The 19,544-nt window shown below is 52.9% G+C and carries 17 protein-coding genes; 6 read left to right on the forward strand and 11 right to left on the reverse strand.

What is annotated here, in order from left to right:
• Positions 1 to 13 precede the first annotated feature (13 nt).
• The 9 genes from dam to WN16_RS01735 form a co-directional block, all read right to left on the reverse strand.
• Positions 14 to 850 (reverse strand): adenine-specific DNA-methyltransferase, encoded by an 837-nt coding sequence (dam, locus tag WN16_RS01695; RefSeq protein WP_003023558.1) that lies wholly within the window; start codon positions 848 to 850, stop codon positions 14 to 16.
• A gap of 117 nt (positions 851 to 967) precedes the next feature.
• The gene (damX, locus tag WN16_RS01700) at positions 968 to 2,269 is read right to left on the reverse strand and encodes a cell division protein DamX (protein WP_044701425.1); all 1,302 of its coding nucleotides are present in this window, start codon (positions 2,267 to 2,269) and stop codon (positions 968 to 970) included.
• A gap of 96 nt (positions 2,270 to 2,365) precedes the next feature.
• Entirely contained in the window at positions 2,366 to 3,454 is a 1,089-nt protein-coding gene (gene aroB / locus WN16_RS01705; RefSeq protein ID WP_003837915.1) for a 3-dehydroquinate synthase, read from the reverse strand.
• 57 nt (positions 3,455 to 3,511) lie between these two features.
• On the reverse strand, positions 3,512 to 4,033 hold the full coding sequence (gene aroK / locus WN16_RS01710) for a shikimate kinase AroK (RefSeq protein ID WP_003023552.1): 522 nt from the start codon (positions 4,031 to 4,033) through the stop codon (positions 3,512 to 3,514).
• A gap of 404 nt (positions 4,034 to 4,437) precedes the next feature.
• Entirely contained in the window at positions 4,438 to 5,685 is a 1,248-nt protein-coding gene (hofQ, locus tag WN16_RS01715) for a DNA uptake porin HofQ (RefSeq protein ID WP_044701423.1), read from the reverse strand.
• Positions 5,588 to 6,001, reverse strand: a complete 414-nt coding sequence (locus tag WN16_RS01720) for a HofP DNA utilization family protein (RefSeq protein ID WP_044701420.1) — start codon at positions 5,999 to 6,001, stop codon at positions 5,588 to 5,590. Before WN16_RS01720 ends, hofQ begins: the two co-directional genes overlap by 98 nt.
• Entirely contained in the window at positions 5,991 to 6,446 is a 456-nt protein-coding gene (locus tag WN16_RS01725) for a hypothetical protein (protein ID WP_044701419.1), read from the reverse strand. The genes WN16_RS01720 and WN16_RS01725 overlap by 11 nt, the downstream gene beginning before the upstream one ends.
• Positions 6,430 to 6,969: a PilN domain-containing protein gene (locus WN16_RS01730; RefSeq protein WP_003847989.1), complete on the reverse strand. Its 540-nt coding sequence runs from the start codon at positions 6,967 to 6,969 to the stop codon at positions 6,430 to 6,432. Before WN16_RS01730 ends, WN16_RS01725 begins: the two co-directional genes overlap by 17 nt.
• Positions 6,969 to 7,748 (reverse strand): hypothetical protein, encoded by a 780-nt coding sequence (locus WN16_RS01735; RefSeq protein ID WP_044701416.1) that lies wholly within the window; start codon positions 7,746 to 7,748, stop codon positions 6,969 to 6,971. The genes WN16_RS01730 and WN16_RS01735 overlap by 1 nt, the downstream gene beginning before the upstream one ends.
• A gap of 120 nt (positions 7,749 to 7,868) precedes the next feature.
• Between WN16_RS01735 and mrcA the strand changes: the two genes are divergently transcribed.
• Entirely contained in the window at positions 7,869 to 10,421 is a 2,553-nt protein-coding gene (gene mrcA / locus WN16_RS01740) for a peptidoglycan glycosyltransferase/peptidoglycan DD-transpeptidase MrcA (protein WP_003837905.1), read from the forward strand.
• A 120-nt stretch (positions 10,422 to 10,541) separates the two neighbouring features.
• Here mrcA and nudE read toward each other — a convergent pair whose 3' ends face one another.
• Positions 10,542 to 11,102 carry an ADP compounds hydrolase NudE gene (gene nudE / locus WN16_RS01745; protein WP_003023537.1) on the reverse strand — a complete coding sequence of 187 codons (561 nt, stop codon included), beginning with the start codon at positions 11,100 to 11,102 and terminating at the stop codon, positions 10,542 to 10,544.
• Between the two features lie 322 nt (positions 11,103 to 11,424).
• Between nudE and igaA the strand changes: the two genes are divergently transcribed.
• From igaA to hslO, 4 genes are all read left to right on the forward strand, one after another.
• Positions 11,425 to 13,560: an intracellular growth attenuator protein IgaA gene (gene igaA / locus WN16_RS01750; RefSeq protein ID WP_044701415.1), complete on the forward strand. Its 2,136-nt coding sequence runs from the start codon at positions 11,425 to 11,427 to the stop codon at positions 13,558 to 13,560.
• A 62-nt stretch (positions 13,561 to 13,622) separates the two neighbouring features.
• Complete coding sequence (gene yrfG / locus WN16_RS01755) at positions 13,623 to 14,291, forward strand: GMP/IMP nucleotidase (RefSeq protein ID WP_003023533.1); 669 nt, start codon at positions 13,623 to 13,625, stop codon at positions 14,289 to 14,291.
• Positions 14,292 to 14,301: 10 nt separating this feature from the next.
• On the forward strand, positions 14,302 to 14,703 hold the full coding sequence (gene hslR / locus WN16_RS01760) for a ribosome-associated heat shock protein Hsp15 (protein ID WP_003837900.1): 402 nt from the start codon (positions 14,302 to 14,304) through the stop codon (positions 14,701 to 14,703).
• Positions 14,704 to 14,727: 24 nt separating this feature from the next.
• Positions 14,728 to 15,606: an Hsp33 family molecular chaperone HslO gene (gene hslO / locus WN16_RS01765; RefSeq protein ID WP_003023531.1), complete on the forward strand. Its 879-nt coding sequence runs from the start codon at positions 14,728 to 14,730 to the stop codon at positions 15,604 to 15,606.
• 109 nt (positions 15,607 to 15,715) lie between these two features.
• On the opposite strand, the gene WN16_RS01770 is transcribed toward hslO, so the two are convergent.
• Entirely contained in the window at positions 15,716 to 17,434 is a 1,719-nt protein-coding gene (locus tag WN16_RS01770; RefSeq protein WP_047715944.1) for a DUF4153 domain-containing protein, read from the reverse strand.
• 378 nt (positions 17,435 to 17,812) lie between these two features.
• Between WN16_RS01770 and pckA the strand changes: the two genes are divergently transcribed.
• Positions 17,813 to 19,435: a phosphoenolpyruvate carboxykinase (ATP) gene (pckA, locus tag WN16_RS01775; protein WP_044701411.1), complete on the forward strand. Its 1,623-nt coding sequence runs from the start codon at positions 17,813 to 17,815 to the stop codon at positions 19,433 to 19,435.
• Positions 19,436 to 19,544: the final 109 nt, after the last annotated feature.

Genomic DNA, 19,544 nt, shown 5'->3' on the forward strand with positions numbered 1-19,544 from the left:
TTCTCCTTGAGATTTATTTCTTCGCAGGCGTTACGACTCCTGGTTTATACAGTGCCAGCAGTTCGTTCACCTTTTTACGCGTGCCGCCATTGCTGCTTATGCTGCGCCGCACTTTGACCTGAAAATGTTTCGCCGCTCGGTACCATTCACGGGTATCGGGCGTGTCATGGTTCGAAATTAACACTGGGATCTGCTTACTGACCAGCTTTTCTGCCATCTCGGCCAAATGCGCCTGTTCTTTCGGGCTAAAGCTGTTGGTGTGATACGCAGTGAAATTTGCCGTCGCCGAAAGTGGTGCATAAGGCGGGTCGCAATAGACCACAGAGTTGCTATCCGCACGGTCCATGCACTCTTCATAGGAGAGGCAATGGAACTCCGCATTCTGCGCTTTCTCAGCAAAATGGTACAACTCGGCTTCCGGGAAGTAAGGTTTTTTATAACGCCCAAACGGGACGTTAAACTCGCCGCGCAGGTTATAACGGCATAATCCGTTGTAACCAAAACGGTTCAGATACAAGAACAGCACTGCTCTGCGGAACGGATCCTGGCTGGCATTAAATTCTTCTCTGAACCGATAGTACACCTCAGCCTGATTGGTTTCAGGCATAAACAGCTCACGAGAAGCCTGCACATACTCATCGGTACGCGTCTTCACGATGTTATAGAGACTGATAAGGTCGCTGTTGATATCGGCAAGAATATAACGAGAAAAGTCGGTGTTGAGAAACACCGACCCGGCACCCACGAAAGGTTCAATCAGGCACTCCCCCTGAGGTAAATGCCGTTTGATATCATCAAGCAGGGGGTATTTCCCCCCTGCCCATTTCAAAAAAGCGCGATTTTTTTTCATGCTGACTAACTAATTACACCTTCTCCGGCTGTGGAGAAAGCTCCGACAGCATCCTGCGCTTTAGTCTTTGTCCCGCAATTGGGCGAAACAGCAAACCATTGCAGAACATATCCTATCTTACTTCAAATCGGCCTGAACCTGGTGCAGCGGTTTTGCCCACGGGTTTTTCGCCTGAATATCAGCGGGTAACGTAGACACTGCACGTTTCGCATCTTCTTTAGACGCATACACGCCTGTCACCAGAACATACCACGGTTGACCGTTACGCGTCGTCTGGTACACCACATAGTTCTTCAGGTTTTCTTTCTTCGCCCAACCGTTCAGATTGTCGTAGTTAGAAGAACTGCTGAGCTGCAGCGTGTAATGGCTGGACGGCGCAGATTTTAACGCTCCAACGTTACCTGCACTTTTCGCTCCGCCAGCAACAGGTGTTGTCGTTGTTGCTGTCGCCGTTGGCGCAGGCGTTGCGGTCTGTGCTGGCGCCGTCGTGGTTGCTTTCGGCTCAGCGGTCGCTTTCGGCGTAGCGGTTACCACAGGCGCTTTGGTTGTGGTAGTCGGCGCAGTTGCGGTTGGTTTTGCCTGGGCAACAGGTTTCGGCTCTGTCGGCGTCGCTTTCACCGTAGTTTGCGGTTTGCTCTTCGGCTCAATTACGGCCTGTTTACGTTCCTGATGCGTAGCCGCAGGACGTTCAGTCGTTTCCGTTTTCGCAGTCTGGCGCGCAGCATTACCATTACGCATCGGCGCAACGGTCGCAGGTTCGGTCGGCAGCGTAGAGTTAACCACAGCGTTGTTAACTTGCTCCTGGCCTTGCGGTTGTGTCAGAGCGTTGTTCAAATCGCCCTGCACTTCAACACGCTGCTGCCCTTCAGTTGCCGCAGGTGCCTGACCTTGAGTCGGGGTAGAGGAAATCGGTGGCAGGGAAACATCCTGCTGGGTATTGCCAGCAGTCTGCTCTGCGCCCGTTGCAGGTGTCGTTGCACTCGCCTGATCCGTTGCATTGCTGCCAGAGAGATCGATGCTCTTCTCACCAGATGCTGCCTGCTCATTGGAAGAAGATGAGGGGGCTTTCAGCGCAGAACCAATGCCGATAATCAGCAGCAGCAGTACCAGAACACCCACGCCCATCATCATATACTGGCGGGAGGCAGGCTTGCTGGCGGCTTTCTTACGCTTGCGCGGACGACGTTCTACACGCTCTTCATCCACGGTATCGTCATCAGATTCATACTCTTCTTCAATGTCCTGCTCTTCATCACGCTCTTTGCGTGCGCGCGCAGGACGGCGATCGTCAGCATCCAGATCAACATCATCAAAATTGATTTGCGGCTCATTATCGCGTTCAGACGATTGACGAGAACGACCAGTACGACGATCGCTGGGATCGGGTTTCAGCTCGTCTTCTGGTTTGAATTCATCCATTTAACACCCCACTCAAAGGTTAATGCTTACGACTTTGCACATAACCTGAAGCTAAAAGACCTACGTTTCGCAACGTAAGCCTGACCTTTCTTGTTGTTACGCCTGCTGGCAATCAGCAATAGCGTTAAGAACCACCTCGTGCGACACTCCGCCGCGCACTTCACTCTTCCCTATCGCTCGCGGAAGCACCAAACGAATCTCTCCCGCTAACACTTTTTTATCTCGCAGCATGTGCGGCAGATAAGCCTCAGTGGACATTTCACGCGGCCCGTTCACCGGTAAGCCTGCTCGCTGTAACAGCGTAATGATGCGCTGCGTATCAGCGGAGGTGAACTGACCCAAACGTTCAGACGTACGGGCAGCCATTACCATACCTGCTGCAACTGCTTCACCATGTAACCAATTGCCATAACCCATTTCAGCTTCGATCGCATGGCCAAACGTGTGCCCCAGATTCAGTAAAGCACGTAAGCCCATTTCGCGCTCGTCTGCTGCGACAACTTCTGCTTTCAGCTCACAACAACGACGAATACAGTACGCCATCGCCGGACCGTCCAGACGCAACAACGCATCCAGATTGTCTTCCAGCCAGCTGAAAAATTCACCGTCAAGAATGATGCCGTATTTGATCACTTCCGCCAGCCCCGATGCCAGCTCACGCGCAGGAAGCGTTTTCAGACAATCGAGATCCACCACCACGGAGGCCGGTTGGTAAAACGCGCCAATCATGTTTTTACCGAGGGGATGGTTTACGGCGGTTTTGCCGCCAACGGAGGAGTCGACCTGCGACAACAGAGTTGTCGGGACTTGAATAAAACGAACACCACGTTGATAGCTGGCTGCCGCAAAACCGGTCAGATCGCCAATCACGCCGCCGCCAAGGGCAACTAACGTGGTATCACGACCGTGCGGTTTTTGCAGTAACGCGGTGAAAACCGTATCCAGAACCGTCAGGCTTTTATGCTGCTCGCCATCGGGAAGGATAACGCTATCAACGTTAACACCCGCCTGTTCAAGTACGCCGCGAACCTTATCGAGATAAAGGGGGGCCAGGGTTTCGTTGGTCACCAACATAACCTGATCGCCCGATTTCAGCGGTAAGAATGAAGCTGGCTCATTGAACAAACCAGCCGCGATGGTGATAGGGTAACTACGTTCCCCGAGAGTGACTGTGATCCTCTCCATTACGCGACATCCACCTTAGTTACTTGTACCCGCAGACGAGTGTGTATTCAGCCAGAATTAGTTGCTTTCCAACATATGAATAATCTGGTTTGCTACGACTTTTGCGCTCTGATCGTCGGTGCGAATGGTCACGTCAGCAATCTCTTCGTACAGAGGATTGCGTTCGTCAGCCAACGCTTCCAGAACTTCACGAGGCGGTGATTCTACCTGCAGCAACGGGCGTTTCTTGTCACGTTGAGTACGCGCAAGTTGTTTTTCAATTGTCGTTTCAAGATAGACCACGACGCCACGCGCGGAAAGACGGTTACGTGTTTCACGTGATTTTACAGAGCCACCGCCAGTTGCCAGCACAATACCCTGTTTTTCCGTCAACTCGTTGATGACTTTTTCTTCGCGATCACGGAAGCCGTCTTCACCTTCTACATCGAAGACCCAGCCCACATCAGCTCCGGTTCGTTTCTCAATCTCTTGATCAGAATCGTAAAATTCCATATTGAGTTGTTGAGCTAACTGGCGCCCAATAGTGCTTTTTCCGGCACCCATAGGCCCAACCAGAAAGATATTGCGTTTCTCTGCCATTTTTTCGGTACTACTAAGACTATTCGTTAATGGTAAACCCGCTTCGCAGACACCCAGCGCAGCAGGACATGAACTGAAACCTCATAAGATATTGCGAGAGTCAGACTGAAAATTATCTCAATACTCAAGCGGGTTTGGCAACTGAATAAATCACCAAACCTAACGCATTTCTGGTCGTGGCAGGCATGCTACCCTGCAAACATCAGACCTGGCGACGTATCGCGCAGCCAAATGACACCCAATAAGCCTATGGCACACCACCGGAAAGGCAAAGCGTATTCACTGCCGCATAAGTAAAGAAAAGTACCGACGCTCAAATCGGTACTCCTTGTATGCTAAATACACCCTCACGTCAAATCCCTGAAACGTGTTCAGTGCAAAAACAACGGCTTTTCATGCATAAGTTATTCCGTTGAAACCAGCCTGGGCGTAATAAAGACCACTAACTCGCGCCGTTCATCTTCTTTACCATCATGGCGAAAAAGAGAGCCAAGCCAGGGAATGTCGCCTAATAGCGGCACGCTGTCGGCTGCGGATTTATTCTTATGTGAAAAAATCCCGCCAAGCGCAATTGTCTCGCCGCTTCTTACCTCGACCTGCGTTTCAATCTCTTGCTTGTCGATAGCCAACACTTCGCCATCTGCCTGCTGTAGAACCTGTCCCGGAACATTCTGGCTGATATGCAGTTTCAGCCTGATTCTCCCTTTCTGCAACACCGTTGGCGTCACCTCCATCCCCAGTACCGCTTCCTTGAACTCGACGGATGTCGCACCGCTTTCACCGCTGGAGACCTGATAAGGGATCTCACTGCCCTGCTTAATACTGGCAGGTTGCAGGTGAGATGCCAGTAATCGTGGACTGGCAATGATATCCAGTTGCTGTTTTTGCTCCAGCGCAGACAACTCTAGTTCCAGTAAACGACCGTTAATACGGCCAATGTTAAATCCCACACGGGATGTGGCGGTGGCTACAGAGAGATCGCTGGCAAGCGTTGTGACATTCCCAACCGCCCCCGGTTGTTGTGCGTCAGCCAGTGACCACTTCACCCCCAGCTCACGCAAACTTTTTTCATTAATGGTGACGATATGCGCCGCCAGTTCAACCTGGGCAACCGGCAAATCCATTTGCGCCACCCACGTTTCCAGGGTATCAAGAACAACACGATTGTCACGCAGCAGTAAGCGGTTGGTTCGTTTATCCACCGTCATGCTTCCTTTGGCACTGAGCAGCTTTTCTCCGGCTTTTACCAGCTCGGTGGCATCAGCATAGTGCAAAATGATGCTGCGATGTTCCAGCGGAAGACTAGCCTGAATCCGCGCCTGCTCGTTTTCCTGACGAGCCGCATTTTCACTCTGCCATTGAACAGAATGCACATGCAGGACGTTGCCTTCCTGACGTAATATCAGCCCGGCACTTTTTACCACCGTCTGCAATGCCTGCTTCCAGGGGACATCCGTCAAATGCAGCGACAGCACACCGCTGACATCCGGCGAAACCACCAGGTTTTTTTGTTCCTGTTCAGCCAGCGCCTGCAATACCTGCGTAACCGGCACATCATCGACTACCAGCGTCACGTTTTGCGGTTTCGTCGCCAGCGCGCTCGTTATCCCGACCGCCAGTGCCATTACTATCAACGCTATCCATCGCTTCATTTACCGCTCCTTGTCGCTGCCACTGCCACCGCGGCGGTTCGCAGTTTTTTTCTGTGTCGAGGGTTATGTTCTGGGCCGTTATCTGCATAATCGTCCAACCGTTTTTCAGGACGTCATTTCGCTTAACCCGCAGCCATTTTTTCTGGCTATCCTGAACGATGCCGATGGGTCGTGTGCCCTGACTCACCATGCCCTGAAAACGCCATGTCGACAGCTCAGCAATTTGACAACGGTCCTCCGGCGGCAGGAAGGGATTACGCATACCGGTAAGCATCAGTACGCTTACGCATATCAACAGCCAGCGCTCAACCATCATTCAGGCGCTCCAGCTGTAGCGTTAGCAGCAGCTCCGTACCTTCTGCGCTAAGCGAAAATCGGCTGACGTTCATCCCCTGAGCCGCCAACTGGACAAACGTCAGCGGGATAGCATCCCAGGCCGATATCAGCGCCATCTCTCCCCCCTGAGCTGAGGGTTGCCAGTGGATAAGACGGGTAAGTGAATTCTGAAACAGCAGCGGGGAGAACAGGGTCAGTTTCTCTTCAGACTCTGCTGGTGATGCCGCCAGCAGATATACATCTCGCCATTGCATCTGAATAGCCGCACGTTGCTGGACCAGCGACTCGCGTTGCATAGTCCGCTCCCGCGCTAAGGGGTAAAGACATAGCGTCACCAGTATGAGTAACCCCAACATCCAGCCGCACCAGCATATGAGTCGAAAGCGTGGCGACTGCGCTAACCAAACATCACAGAGCGTTATCATGCGCACCGCTCCGTGTCAGTCGAAAGTGGAATTGCCAGCGTCCCTGCGCATCCTGCTGCGTTTCTCCAGGGCTGTTCAACATAAACAACGGCAACTGGCGTAATTGCGCTTCCAATGCCTTCAATGCGGCAAAGTTCAGTGTGTTTCCCGTCAGTTCCAGCGTGTCCTCCTGCCAGGTCATTTTTGTTAACCACGCCTGCTCCGGCAGTAATTCCGCCAGCCCTTGCAAAGCCCGCTGCCAGCTTCGGGTCTGCTCACGCTGTTTGTTCCGCGCCTGAACCTGCTGCCATCGTTGCTGGCGCTGTTGCATACGCGGCTTCAGCGCCATGAGGGCCTCGGCCCGCGTCTTTTCGGCGTCTGCCAGCAACAATTCAGCCCGATTTTCTACACTCAAAGCGCTGTAATAGCGCAACAACACGCCAATACTAAGCAAGAGTGAAGCGCTAAATAAGATGCCCCAGAAGCGCAGGCAAGCGTAACGCCGAGCCTGACGCCAGGGCAGAAGATTAATGGTCGCTATCATCAGTACACGCCCCCCATAGCGAGTCCCAGCGCAATGGCGAAGTGATGGCTTTGCGTTGGAATGGGCGGCTGGCGTACAGACACGGCGCTTAAAGGATCGAAGCCGCCGGGGGAGCATTTCGCAATGGCTGTCGTGGGCAGAGATAATGTCGTGGCAAGCTCCTCGATACAGCTAATATCGCCCGTTGATTTACGTCCCCATGCTGAACGGGTCGCCCATAACCACTGGGCATCATCACGCCATACCAGACACTGGTGATGCTCCGGCAGGAAGGGAATAAATCGCTGTAACGCGCTGGCGTCCGGGGTAATCGCCGTAACCTGCACCTTAAGGGTTTGGATAAGCGTCAGAAGCGCTGAAATCTCTTTGCTTTGCGCAGCAGTGACGTTAAACGCCGGGCTCAACGTGTCTTCGCTATAATCAAAATGCAGTGCATCCGGCGCCATATCCAGTTCACGCGCCATCGAACCGGACAACCATGCGGTTTGCTCTGGCTCGCGTAACGTCATTGTCGGACGAGGAAACTTTTTTTGTAACGTCCTGTTGGCGGGAAAAGAGAGATGAATATGGTGTCGGCGAGGGAGCTCCCGACTCCACGACAGTAGCGCGGCGACCAGCTGTTCAGGCTCGCGAATGTGGCCATCGACGATAACCTGAGGCGTCAGCGGTATACGCCACCAGCGTTGCAGATACCAACCTGATGCTTCGCGAACGATAGCGACAGCCAGCACTTCATGTTGCTGAATATGCAGACCAATTTTCCAGATATTGAAAGCCATTGCTGATGATCTCCTTATCACCCGTCGCTTTAACGGGTATATCAATGCGTCTGGCTTGCCTTTATACTACCGCGCGTTTGTTTATAAACTGCCCAAATGCCACTAAATGGGAAATCTCCAGTGAAGTTCGTAAAGTATTTATTAATCCTTGCAGTATGTTGCATCCTGCTGGGAGCAGGCTCGATTTATGGCCTTTATCGCTATATCGAGCCGCAATTACCTGACGTCGCGACGCTCAAAGATGTGCGTTTACAGATCCCGATGCAGGTTTACAGCGCTGACGGCGAGCTAATCGCGCAGTATGGCGAGAAACGTCGAATCCCGGTCACGCTGGATCAGATGCCGCCGGTAATGGTTAAAGCCTTTATCGCCACAGAAGACAGCCGCTTTTATGAGCACCACGGGGTAGACCCGGTGGGGATCTTCCGTGCGGCCAGCGTAGCATTGTTCTCTGGTCACGCGTCGCAAGGGGCGAGTACCATTACCCAGCAGTTGGCGAGAAACTTCTTCCTGAGCCCGGAACGTACGCTGATGCGTAAGATCAAAGAAGTGTTCCTGGCGATCCGCATTGAACAACTGCTGAGTAAAGATGAGATCCTCGAGCTGTATCTGAACAAGATTTACCTGGGGTATCGCGCCTATGGCGTGGGTGCTGCCGCGCAGGTCTATTTCGGTAAAACGGTGGATCAACTCAGCTTAAGTGAAATTGCGGTGATTGCCGGTCTGCCAAAAGCGCCGTCAACCTTCAACCCTCTCTATTCGATGGACCGGGCAACCGCGCGACGTAACGTTGTACTGTCGCGTATGTTGAGCGAAAACTACATCACGCAGGCCCAGTACGATCAGGCGCGCGGCGAGGCCATTGACGCCAACTACCACGCGCCGGAAATCGCTTTCTCTGCACCGTATCTGTCTGAAATGGTGCGCCAGGAGATGTATAACCGTTATGGTGAGAAAGCCTATGAAGACGGGTATCGCATCACCACCACCATTACACGCAAAGTACAGCAGGCAGCTCAGCAGGCAGTACGCAACAACGTGATGGATTACGACATGCGCCACGGCTACCGCGGCCCGTCGAACGTGCTGTGGAAAGTGGGCGAAAGCAGTTGGGACAGCAAAAAAATCACCGATACGCTGAAAGCGCTGCCGACTTATGGACCGCTGTTACCGGCGGTTGTTACCAGTGCCAATCCGCAGGAAGCCATTGCCGCGCTGGCGGATGGTACGTCAGTGTCATTACGCATGGATGGCATGCGCTGGGCGCGTCCTTACCGCTCGGATACTCAACAAGGCCCAACGCCGCGCAAAGTGACCGACGTGGTACAGGCCGGCCAGCAAATCTGGGTACGCCAGGTGGGCGATGCCTGGTGGCTGGCGCAAGTGCCAGACGTCAACTCCGCACTGGTCTCCATCAATCCGCAAAACGGCGCGGTGCTGGCACTGGTTGGTGGTTTTGACTTCAACCAGAGCAAGTTTAACCGTGCAACGCAGGCGTTACGCCAGGTGGGTTCTAACATCAAGCCATTCCTGTATACCGCCGCGATGGATAAAGGTCTGACGCTGGCGAGCATGCTCAATGACGTGCCAATCTCCCGCTGGGATGCCGGTGCTGGTTCCGACTGGCAGCCGAAGAACTCCCCGCCGCAGTACGCCGGTCCTATCCGCTTACGTCAGGGGCTGGGTCAGTCGAAAAACGTGGTGATGGTACGCGCCATGCGCGCCATGGGCGTGGATTACGCGGCAGAGTATCTGCAACGTTTCGGTTTCCCGGCACAGAACATTGTGCATACCGAGTCACTGGCGCTGGGTTCGGCTTCGTTCACACCGTTGCAGGTGGCGCGCGGTTACGCAGTGATGTCTAACGGCGGCTTCCTGGTCGATCCGTATTTCATCAGTAAGATCGAAAGCGATATGGGCGGCGTTATCTTCGAAGCGAAGCCGAAAATTGCCTGCCCGGAATGCGATATTCCGGTGATTTACGGCGATACCCAGAAATCTAACGTGCTGGAAAACAGTAATGTAGAAGATGTCGCCGTCTCGCAGGAACAGCAGAATGCCGCCGTGCCTATGCCGCAGCTTGAGCAGGCTAACCAGGCACTGGTCGCGCAAAGCGGCACACAGGAATACGCTCCGCACGTGATCAACACACCGCTGGCCTTCCTCATTAAAAGCGCGCTGAACACCAATATATTTGGTGAACCAGGCTGGATGGGAACCGGTTGGCGCGCAGGTCGCGATTTACAGCGTCATGATATCGGCGGGAAAACCGGAACCACCAACAGCTCTAAAGATGCGTGGTTCTCCGGTTACGGACCAGGCGTGGTGACGTCAGTATGGATCGGCTTTGATGATCATCGCCGCAACCTTGGTCATACGACAGCTTCCGGCGCGATCAAAGACCAAATCTCCGGCTACGAAGGCGGTGCGAAGAGTGCGCAGCCAGCATGGGATGCCTATATGAAGTCCGTGCTGGAAGGCGTGCCTGAACAGCCGTTGACGCCGCCACCGGGTATCGTGACGGTCAATATCGATCGCAGCACAGGACAACTGGCAAGCGGTGGCAATAGCCGCGCAGAGTACTTCATTGAAGGCACTCAGCCGACGCAACAGGCGGTGCATGAAGTGGGGACGACCATTATCGATAATGGTGAGACGCACGAACTATTCTAATCTTTTGCCGGATGGCGACGCCAGGGGCGTCTTATCCGGCCTACATTTTCGGCGCAATTATTTGAAAGTGCTGAACTCTGTAGGCCGGATAAGGCGTCAGCCGCCATCCGGCAATATAAACTACAATCGCCCCTGCCCTTTCAGCCATTCGCGTACGAGGAACAACGCACTGACATTACGCGCTTCGTGAAAATCAGGATCTTCCAGCAGGTCCATCAAATGCGCCAGCGGCCAGCGCACCTGCGGCAATGGCTCAGGTTCATCACCCTCCAGCGATTCAGGATATAAATCTTCTGCCACCACGATGTTCATCTTGCTGGAGAAATAAGATGGTGCCATGCTGAGTTTCTTTAAAAACGTCAGATCTTTTGCGCCAAACCCCACCTCTTCTTTCAGCTCCCGATTCGCCGCCTCAAAAATGCTTTCGCCAGGATCGATTAATCCCTTAGAAAAACCCAGTTCGTAAGATTCGGTCCCGACTGCGTACTCGCGGATGAGGATCATGTGGTCGTCAACAATCGGCACAATCATTACCGCTTCACGCGTGGATGGACGCATACGTTCATAAACGCGGCGTACGCCATTGCTGAACTCAAGGTCCACGCTTTCGACTTTAAACAGCCGGGATTGGGCGACGGTTTCCACTTTCAAAATCGTGGGTTTCTGTAATGATTTGCTCATTGTGAGGATCTTTGCTGTGAAATCTGGGGTTATTGTGCGATATACCGCACGGTTTCGGCAATGTGAATTGCCGTTTATTTACATTTATGTAACGTACTAAAAGTTAATCCCTATTTCAAATTAAAAGTCAATAGGTTGAAATAACTCCAGGAATTTGCTGATATTCCATTTTTAGTGATTTTGCTATGATTCGCTTTTACTGGGCTGTACTTAAAGATGCTCAAGTTCGACTCCACACTTGCCGATAGCCAACCACAGAATCACGAATATTGAACAGGGTGCGACTGACCACGCCTGACAGACTAAGTAAGATGGGGAAAGCATGAGCACCATTCTGATTTTTTTAGCTGCTTTGCTGGCCTGCTCATTGCTTGCAGGATGGCTACTCAAATCAAAATCCAGGCAGAAAAATTTACCCTTGAGCAGCGTCTTCTCAGACGCCTCGAAACGTAAACTCGCGCCTGAAGAACGCAATGCCGTCGAAAACTATCTCGAAAGCCTTAGTCAAATTCAGCAAGTACCTGGTCCAACTGGAGCCAGTTCTGCGCCAGTCTCATTAACGTTGAATGCCCAAAGTAATAGCGTCATCGTGCTTACTCGTTCGATTACACGTTACGGCATCACTACCGACGATCCTAACAAATGGCGCTACTATCTTGATTCCGTTGAGGTGCACCTTCCCCCTTTCTGGGAACAATACATCAATGACGAAAACAGCGTTGAGATAATCCATACCAATACAATACCGCTGGTTATCTCGTTGAACGGCCATACGCTGCAGGAATATATGCAGGAAGCGCGTGGCTATGCGTTGCAGCACACCGCTTCTACCCAGGCATCCATTCGTGGTGAAGAAAGTGAGCAGATTGAACTGCTGAATATTCGCCAGGAAACCCATGAAGAATATGCGCTCAGCCGCCCTTCGGGATTGCGCGAGGCGTTGCTGATAACCGCATCATTCCTGCTGTTCTTTTTCTGTTTGGTCATCCCGAATACGTTTGTTCCGTGGGCAGTCGGTGGCGCGGTGTTGCTGTTAGCTGCGGGTCTGTGGGGATTATTCGCCCCGCCGCCCAATACCGCCCTGCGGGAAATTCATTGTCTGCGCGGTACGCCGCGTCGCTGGGGGTTGTTTGGCGAAAACGACCAGGAGCAAATTAATAATATCTCGCTGGGTATTATCGATCTGATCTACCCACCTCACTGGCAACCTTACATCGCCCAAGACCTTGGCCAGCAAACGGATATCGATATTTATCTCGATCGCCACGTTGTCCGCCAGGGGCGTTTTTTATCTCTGCACGATGAAGTCAAAAATTTCCCGTTGCAACATTGGCTGCGCAACGCCGTCATCGCTGGCGGCTCGTTGCTGGTACTGCTGATGCTGCTGTTTTGGATCCCGCTGGATATGCCGATAAAGGTCACGCTTTCCTGGATGAAGGGCGCGCAAACTATCGAAGCCACCAGCGTTAAACAGCTCGAAAACGCGGGCGTTCGCGTGGGTGACACGCTGCACCTGAGCGGTACGGGTATGTGTAATATTCATACCCAAGGGAGCTGGAATGCGCAGCCCACCACGCCGTTTATGCCTTTCGATTGCTCGCAAATTATCTGGAATGACGCACGCGCATTACCGCTGCCCGAATCCGATTTGGTGAATAAGGCCACTGCGCTCACTCAGGCCGTGAACCGCCAGCTGCATCCCAAACCTGACGATGACTCTCGCGTCAGCGCATCGCTACGCTCGGCAATCCAAAAGTCCGGCATGGTGTTACTGGACGATTTTGGTGAGATTGTCCTGAAAACGGCCGATCTGTGTGCAGCCAAAGATGAATGTGTACGCTTAAAGAATGCGCTGGTTAACCTCGGTAACAGCAAAGACTGGGCCGCGCTGGTAAAGCGAGCGAACGCAGGCAAACTGGATGGGGTGAACGTGCTGCTGCGTCCGGTAAGCGCTGAGTCGTTAGATAATCTGGTGAATACCTCTACGGCACCATTTATTTCACGCGAGACTGCGCGAGCGGCCCAGGCGCTGAATAGCCCTGCTCCCGGCGGTTTCCTGATTATCAGCGATGAAGGCAGCGATCTGGTCGATCAGCCGTGGCCGACGACCTCGCTATATGACTATCCTCCCCAGGAACAGTGGAACGCCTTCCAGCGCCTGGCGCAGATGCTGATGCAGACACCATTTCGCGCAGAGGGGATCGTCACCAATATTTCGACTGACGCCAATGGCACCCAGCACATTGGCCTGCACCGTATCCCGGATCGTTCAGGGTTATGGCGCTACCTTGGCACGACGCTGCTGATGTTCTCCATGCTCGGATGCGCTGTCTACAACAGCGTGCAGGCATTCAGACGCTACCAGCGTCACCGCACCCGCATCGCGGAAATTCAGAGCTACTACGAAAGTTGCCTGAATCCAACGCTGATTGACGACCCGGAAAGCCTGATTCGATAACACGCTCGCACGACAGGATATGCTACTCTGTCGCGCATCATGTTTTCTTGTGGGGAGTTTCCATGCATATCAATATTGCCTGGCAGGATGTCGACACCGTGTTGTTAGATATGGACGGCACGCTGCTCGACCTGGCATTCGATAACTATTTCTGGCAAAAACTGGTGCCGGAAACCTATGGCGCGAAGCAGGGTATCTCTCCCCAGGAAGCCCAGGACTATATTCGTCAGCAGTATCATGCCGTGCAGCATACGCTAAACTGGTACTGCCTGGATTACTGGAGCGAGTGCCTGGATCTGGATATTTGCGCCATGACAACGGAACAGGGACCACGCGCCGTTTTGCGTGAAGATACCGTACCGTTTCTTGATGCCTTAAAAGCCAGCGGCAAGCGCCGTATTTTGCTCACCAACGCGCATCCGCATAATCTGGCGGTGAAGCTGGAGCATACCGGTCTGGCCTCACACCTTGATTTATTACTTTCCACCCACACATTTGGTTATCCCAAAGAGGATCAGCGGTTATGGCACGCTGTGGCTGAAGAAACGGGAATGAGTGCAGAGAAGACGCTGTTTATTGACGACAGCGAACCCATTCTCGACGCCGCTGCTCTGTACGGTATTCGTTACTGCCTCGGCGTGACCAATCCCGACTCCGGCATCGCCGAAAAGCAGTACGCACGCCATCCGTCACTGAATGACTACCGCCGACTGATCCCCTCACTGATGTGAAGGAGACGCCATGAAAGAAAAGCCCTCTGCTGAAGTCAGGCTGGATAAATGGCTGTGGGCTGCACGCTTTTACAAAACGCGTGCGCTAGCCCGCGAAATGGTTGAAGGCGGTAAGGTGCACTACAACGGCCAGCGCAGTAAGCCGAGCAAGATTGTCGAGCTGAACGCCACCCTCACCCTTCGCCAGGGAAATGACGAGCGAACGGTCATTATCAAGGCCATTACCGAGCAGCGTCGCCCGGCAACGGAAGCCGTTACGCTGTATGAAGAAACCGCGGAAAGCGTGGAAAAACGCGAAAAAATGGCGCTGGCGCGTAAACTTAACGCGTTAACCATGCCGCACCCGGACAGGCGACCGGACAAGAAAGAGCGCCGCGACCTGTTACGATTTAAACATGGCGACAGCGAGTGACTGTCACCTGCAAGAGAGATGATTATGCCGCAACATGACCAATTACATCGTTATCTGTTTGAAAACTTTGCCGTGCGCGGCGAGCTGGTGACCGTTTCGGAAACCCTGCAACAGATCCTCGAAAATCATACTTATCCGCAGCCGGTCAAAAACGTACTGGCTGAGCTGCTGGTTGCCACCAGCCTGCTCACCGCTACGCTGAAGTTTGCCGGTGATATCACTGTGCAGTTGCAGGGTGATGGTCCGCTGAGCCTGGCCGTCATCAACGGCAACAACAATCAGCAGATGCGCGGCGTGGCCCGCATGCAGGGTGATATTCCTGAAGATGCCGATTTGAAAACCCTGGTGGGCAACGGCTACCTGGTGATCACCATTACTCCGGAAGAAGGCGAGCGTTATCAGGGCGTGGTCGGTCTGGAAGGTGACACGCTGGCAGCCTGTCTGGAAGACTACTTCATGCGTTCCGAACAGCTGCCGACACGCCTGTTCATCCGCACTGGCGACGTTGATGGCAAACCCGCTGCTGGCGGAATGCTGCTGCAAGTGATGCCGGCGCAAAACGCACAGGCAGATGATTTCGATCACCTGACCGCCCTGACCGAAACCATCAAGGCCGAAGAGCTGCTGACGCTGCCGGCCAACGAAGTGCTGTGGCGCTTATACCACGAAGAAGAGGTTACTCTCTACGATCCGCAGGACGTTGAGTTCAAATGCACCTGTTCACGCGAACGCTGCGCAGGCGCACTGAAAACGTTGCCGGACGAAGAAGTTGACAGCATTCTGGCGGAAGAAGGCGAGATCGATATGCACTGCGATTACTGCGGTAGCCACTATCTGTTTAACGCCATGGATATTGCAGAGATCCGCAGCAACGCCTCCCCTGCCGATCCACAGGTGCATTAATCACCGTCTTGCCTGAAGGCGCGGCGCTTATCAGGCCTACGGAAAAACTGTCGTAGGCCGGATAAGGCGTTCGCGCCGCTATCCGGCAAAAACGCGGTCGGCAACACACTCACTCGGTGTAATAAGTCATCGGCAGTCTTTTGCCATCAATAGTGATATCCCGCCAGATTCTGGGGGCTGAACCCAGTTGCTGATTCGCCACCGCCTGCAGCAATTTATCCTTATTGAATCCTTCAGGTAGCCTGGCAACAGCTAACAAATCCCATTTGTTTTTCTGCATGCCGAAGACCAGACTCTCCCCATCGCCAAAAGCATATAGCACCTGCTCAGGATGACCATCCGCATTGAGGTCCTGACTCACCAATACGCACGCATTCTGCTCAGCACAAGAGGTGATGCGATACCCCTGTGCTTTGACAAACGTCCAGAACGCATCGTCTGGCTTCTCGCTCCCCGGAGCAATCACAACCTTCGATACTAACTGTGTTGCGGTTAGCTCTTTAACCGGATCCCGGCTCCCTTGCAGCAGAGAATTCAAGTCGCGTCTGCGCTTACTGTCTTGATTAAACGCCACATCTTTTTGTAATGCTTCCAACGCTGCGCGCCCCGGTTTTCCGCTGTGATCCAACATATACAGGCTGACCTGATCCGGTTTGATTTTCCCGCTGTGATACAGCCCCATATGGCTGTTAACGCTGATACGCCAGGCATCAATAACCGGCGACGACAGCAGAACCAACAGCCCCAACGCCAGCAACGAAACGCCAAGAATGACCGGCCCCTGAAGCTCAAGCGGATTGCGCCCGCGGCGTAAAATGCTGGCCAGATAGCCAAACGACCATACCAGCAGTACCACGACCACCAGCACGCCATACAAACGCTCAGGCGTCCAACCGTACTGCTGTATTCGCACCCACAGTGACCAACCGGCAATCAGCATATAGATGGGCGCGACAATCAGAGAACATTTGATCAGGTAGCGTAACGCGCCAGGATAGGGTAACGCCTCTTTTTGCGGTTCACGCACGATAGCCATCAACAGCAACAGGAGCAGCGTCAGCGTTGACATCAACCCGGCCGCAGACACGCGTTGCGAAATAGCCTCCAGTCCGGTGAAAGGCAAGGTCAGTATGAACATCAGCGCCAACAGCGCGACCAGAGGTAACAGACCGGTGGCAATAAACGTCAGTAATTTTTGTACCGCCGTGACCAGACGCGACTGTGTACGAGCCAGTACCACTGCCAGTGCGGTAATCAGACCAAAGGCCACATAGCCAAACCAGTCGGTATCAAAGAAGAGCGTGCTGAAGAAGGGAATACCGACCAGCTTAAACATCTCGCTCCATAGCAGGAGCACCAGCCAGAACAACCCGTTGGAAATGAACACAATCAGCAGCGTCAGCGTGTTAAGCCACAATTGCCGATAAAAATGCGGGTAACGCGCCTGCTCACGAGAGACATGAAGCGAGTACTGAATCCAGGGCAAGGCAAGCATCGCCATCAGCAGTAAGCGCCAACCGTAGAACATAAAAACTTCATGTTGCCGCCACTTATCACTGTCCTCGACTTGCCACTTTAGCCAGGCGCTCATCGCCAGCACCACAACAAAGATCAGCGCCATCCAGTACCACAGCGCGCGTTGTTTGAAAGAAACGACAGTAAGCAAAAGTGCCGAGGTGATCGCAATCGTCGCAGGCATGCCATAGAACAGCCAGCCGTCGTTATGGGGCACCAGATATGTCATCAGCAGGTAGCATAATGCCCCCTGCAGCAGGCCGATAAATATCATGCCCAAACGCGTCGTACGTGAAATTTCAGCACTATCCATGTCAGTTTCCAGAATGAAGGGAAAAGCTAATTATCGCATCAACTTCACAATTTTGAGCATTGGTAGGCTGATTTCAGACTAACGCGACGGGAAGTGAATCGATATTGTATATGTATGAGTTACGTTATTTTCTTACGTGAATGCGATTACACTCACAAGATTCCCGCCAAAAACACTCTTCATTAACGTTTTAAGAACATTTTCCACAACAAAAAAGGGTTTCCTGCCATAATATCCGCCTCTTTGTGACAGGAGTCGCAGCGTATTCGGTAACCCGTGATTTTCCCGGATGCGTAAATCTATGAGCCTTGTCGCGGTTAGCAATCCCTAAAAAACCTTACTATTCCAGGTAATACATATTGGCTAAGGAGCAGTGAAATGCGTGTGAACAACAGTTTAACCCCGCAAGATCTCAAGGCTTATGGTATCAATGACGTTCAGGATATCGTTTACAATCCAGACTACGACACGCTTTTCCAGGAAGAACTTGATCCAAACCTGGAAGGTTATGAACGTGGCGTGTTAACGAATCTGGGCGCCGTTGCCGTTGATACCGGTATCTTTACCGGACGTTCGCCAAAGGATAAGTACATTGTCCGTGACGACACCACGCGCGACACGCTCTGGTGGTCAGACAAAGGTAAAGGTAAGAACGACAACAAACCGCTCTCCCCGGAAACCTGGCAGCATCTGAAAGGATTAGTTACCCAGCAACTTTCCGGCAAGCGCCTGTTTATCATTGATGCATTCTGCGGCGCTAACGCCGATACCCGTCTTTCCGTGCGCTTCATTACCGAAGTTGCCTGGCAGGCGCATTTCGTCAAAAACATGTTCATCCGCCCAAGCGACGAAGAGCTGGTTGATTTTAAACCGGATTTCATCGTGATGAACGGCGCTAAGTGCACCAACCCACAATGGAAAGAGCAGGGTCTGAACTCTGAAAACTTCGTGGCTTTCAACCTGACTGAGCGTATCCAGCTGATTGGCGGCACCTGGTACGGCGGCGAAATGAAGAAAGGTATGTTCTCCGTGATGAACTACCTGCTGCCGCTGAAAGGCATTGCCTCCATGCACTGCTCGGCAAACGTCGGGGAAAAAGGTGATGTGGCAGTCTTCTTTGGCCTGTCCGGTACCGGTAAAACAACGCTGTCCACCGATCCGAAACGCCGCCTGATTGGCGATGACGAACACGGCTGGGATGACGACGGCGTATTTAACTTCGAAGGCGGTTGCTACGCGAAGACCATCAAACTGTCTAAAGATGCCGAGCCAGAAATCTACAACGCAATTCGTCGTGACGCGCTGCTGGAAAACGTCACCGTGCGCGAAGATGGTTCCATCGACTTCGACGACGGTTCCAAAACTGAAAACACCCGCGTTTCCTACCCGATTTATCACATCAATAATATCGTTAAGCCAGTGTCAAAAGCGGGTCATGCGACCAAAGTGATCTTCCTGACTGCCGACGCATTTGGCGTGCTGCCGCCGGTTTCTCGCCTGACAGCAGACCAAACTCAGTACCATTTCCTGTCTGGCTTCACCGCCAAACTGGCCGGTACCGAACGCGGCGTTACCGAACCGACCCCTACCTTCTCTGCCTGCTTCGGCGCAGCATTCCTGTCTCTGCACCCAACGCAGTATGCAGAAGTGCTGGTGAAACGTATGCAGGCGGCAGGTGCGCAGGCGTATCTGGTTAACACCGGCTGGAACGGTACTGGCAAGCGTATCTCTATCAAAGATACCCGTGCGATTATTGACGCCATCCTGAACGGTTCGCTGGATGACGCAGAAACGTTCCGTCTGCCGATGTTTGACCTGGCTATCCCGACCGAGTTGCCGGGCGTGGATACGCGCATTCTCGATCCGCGTAATACCTACGCGTCTCCAGAGCAGTGGCAGGAAAAAGCCAATGCACTGGCGAAACTGTTTATCGAGAACTTCGAGAAATACACCGACACCCCTGCGGGTGAAGCGCTGGTTAGCGCCGGACCGAAGCTGTAATTTTTGATTCGTTATATAGCCCCTTATCCGAGAGGGTAAGGGGTTTTTTATTGTGTTTATCTTTTAAAATGTACTCGGTACACCTATAATCTGTACTATCAACCCCATG

It is taken from the genome of Citrobacter sp. ABFQG, from assembly GCF_004322975.1.
Classification (GTDB): domain Bacteria; phylum Pseudomonadota; class Gammaproteobacteria; order Enterobacterales; family Enterobacteriaceae; genus Citrobacter; species Citrobacter freundii.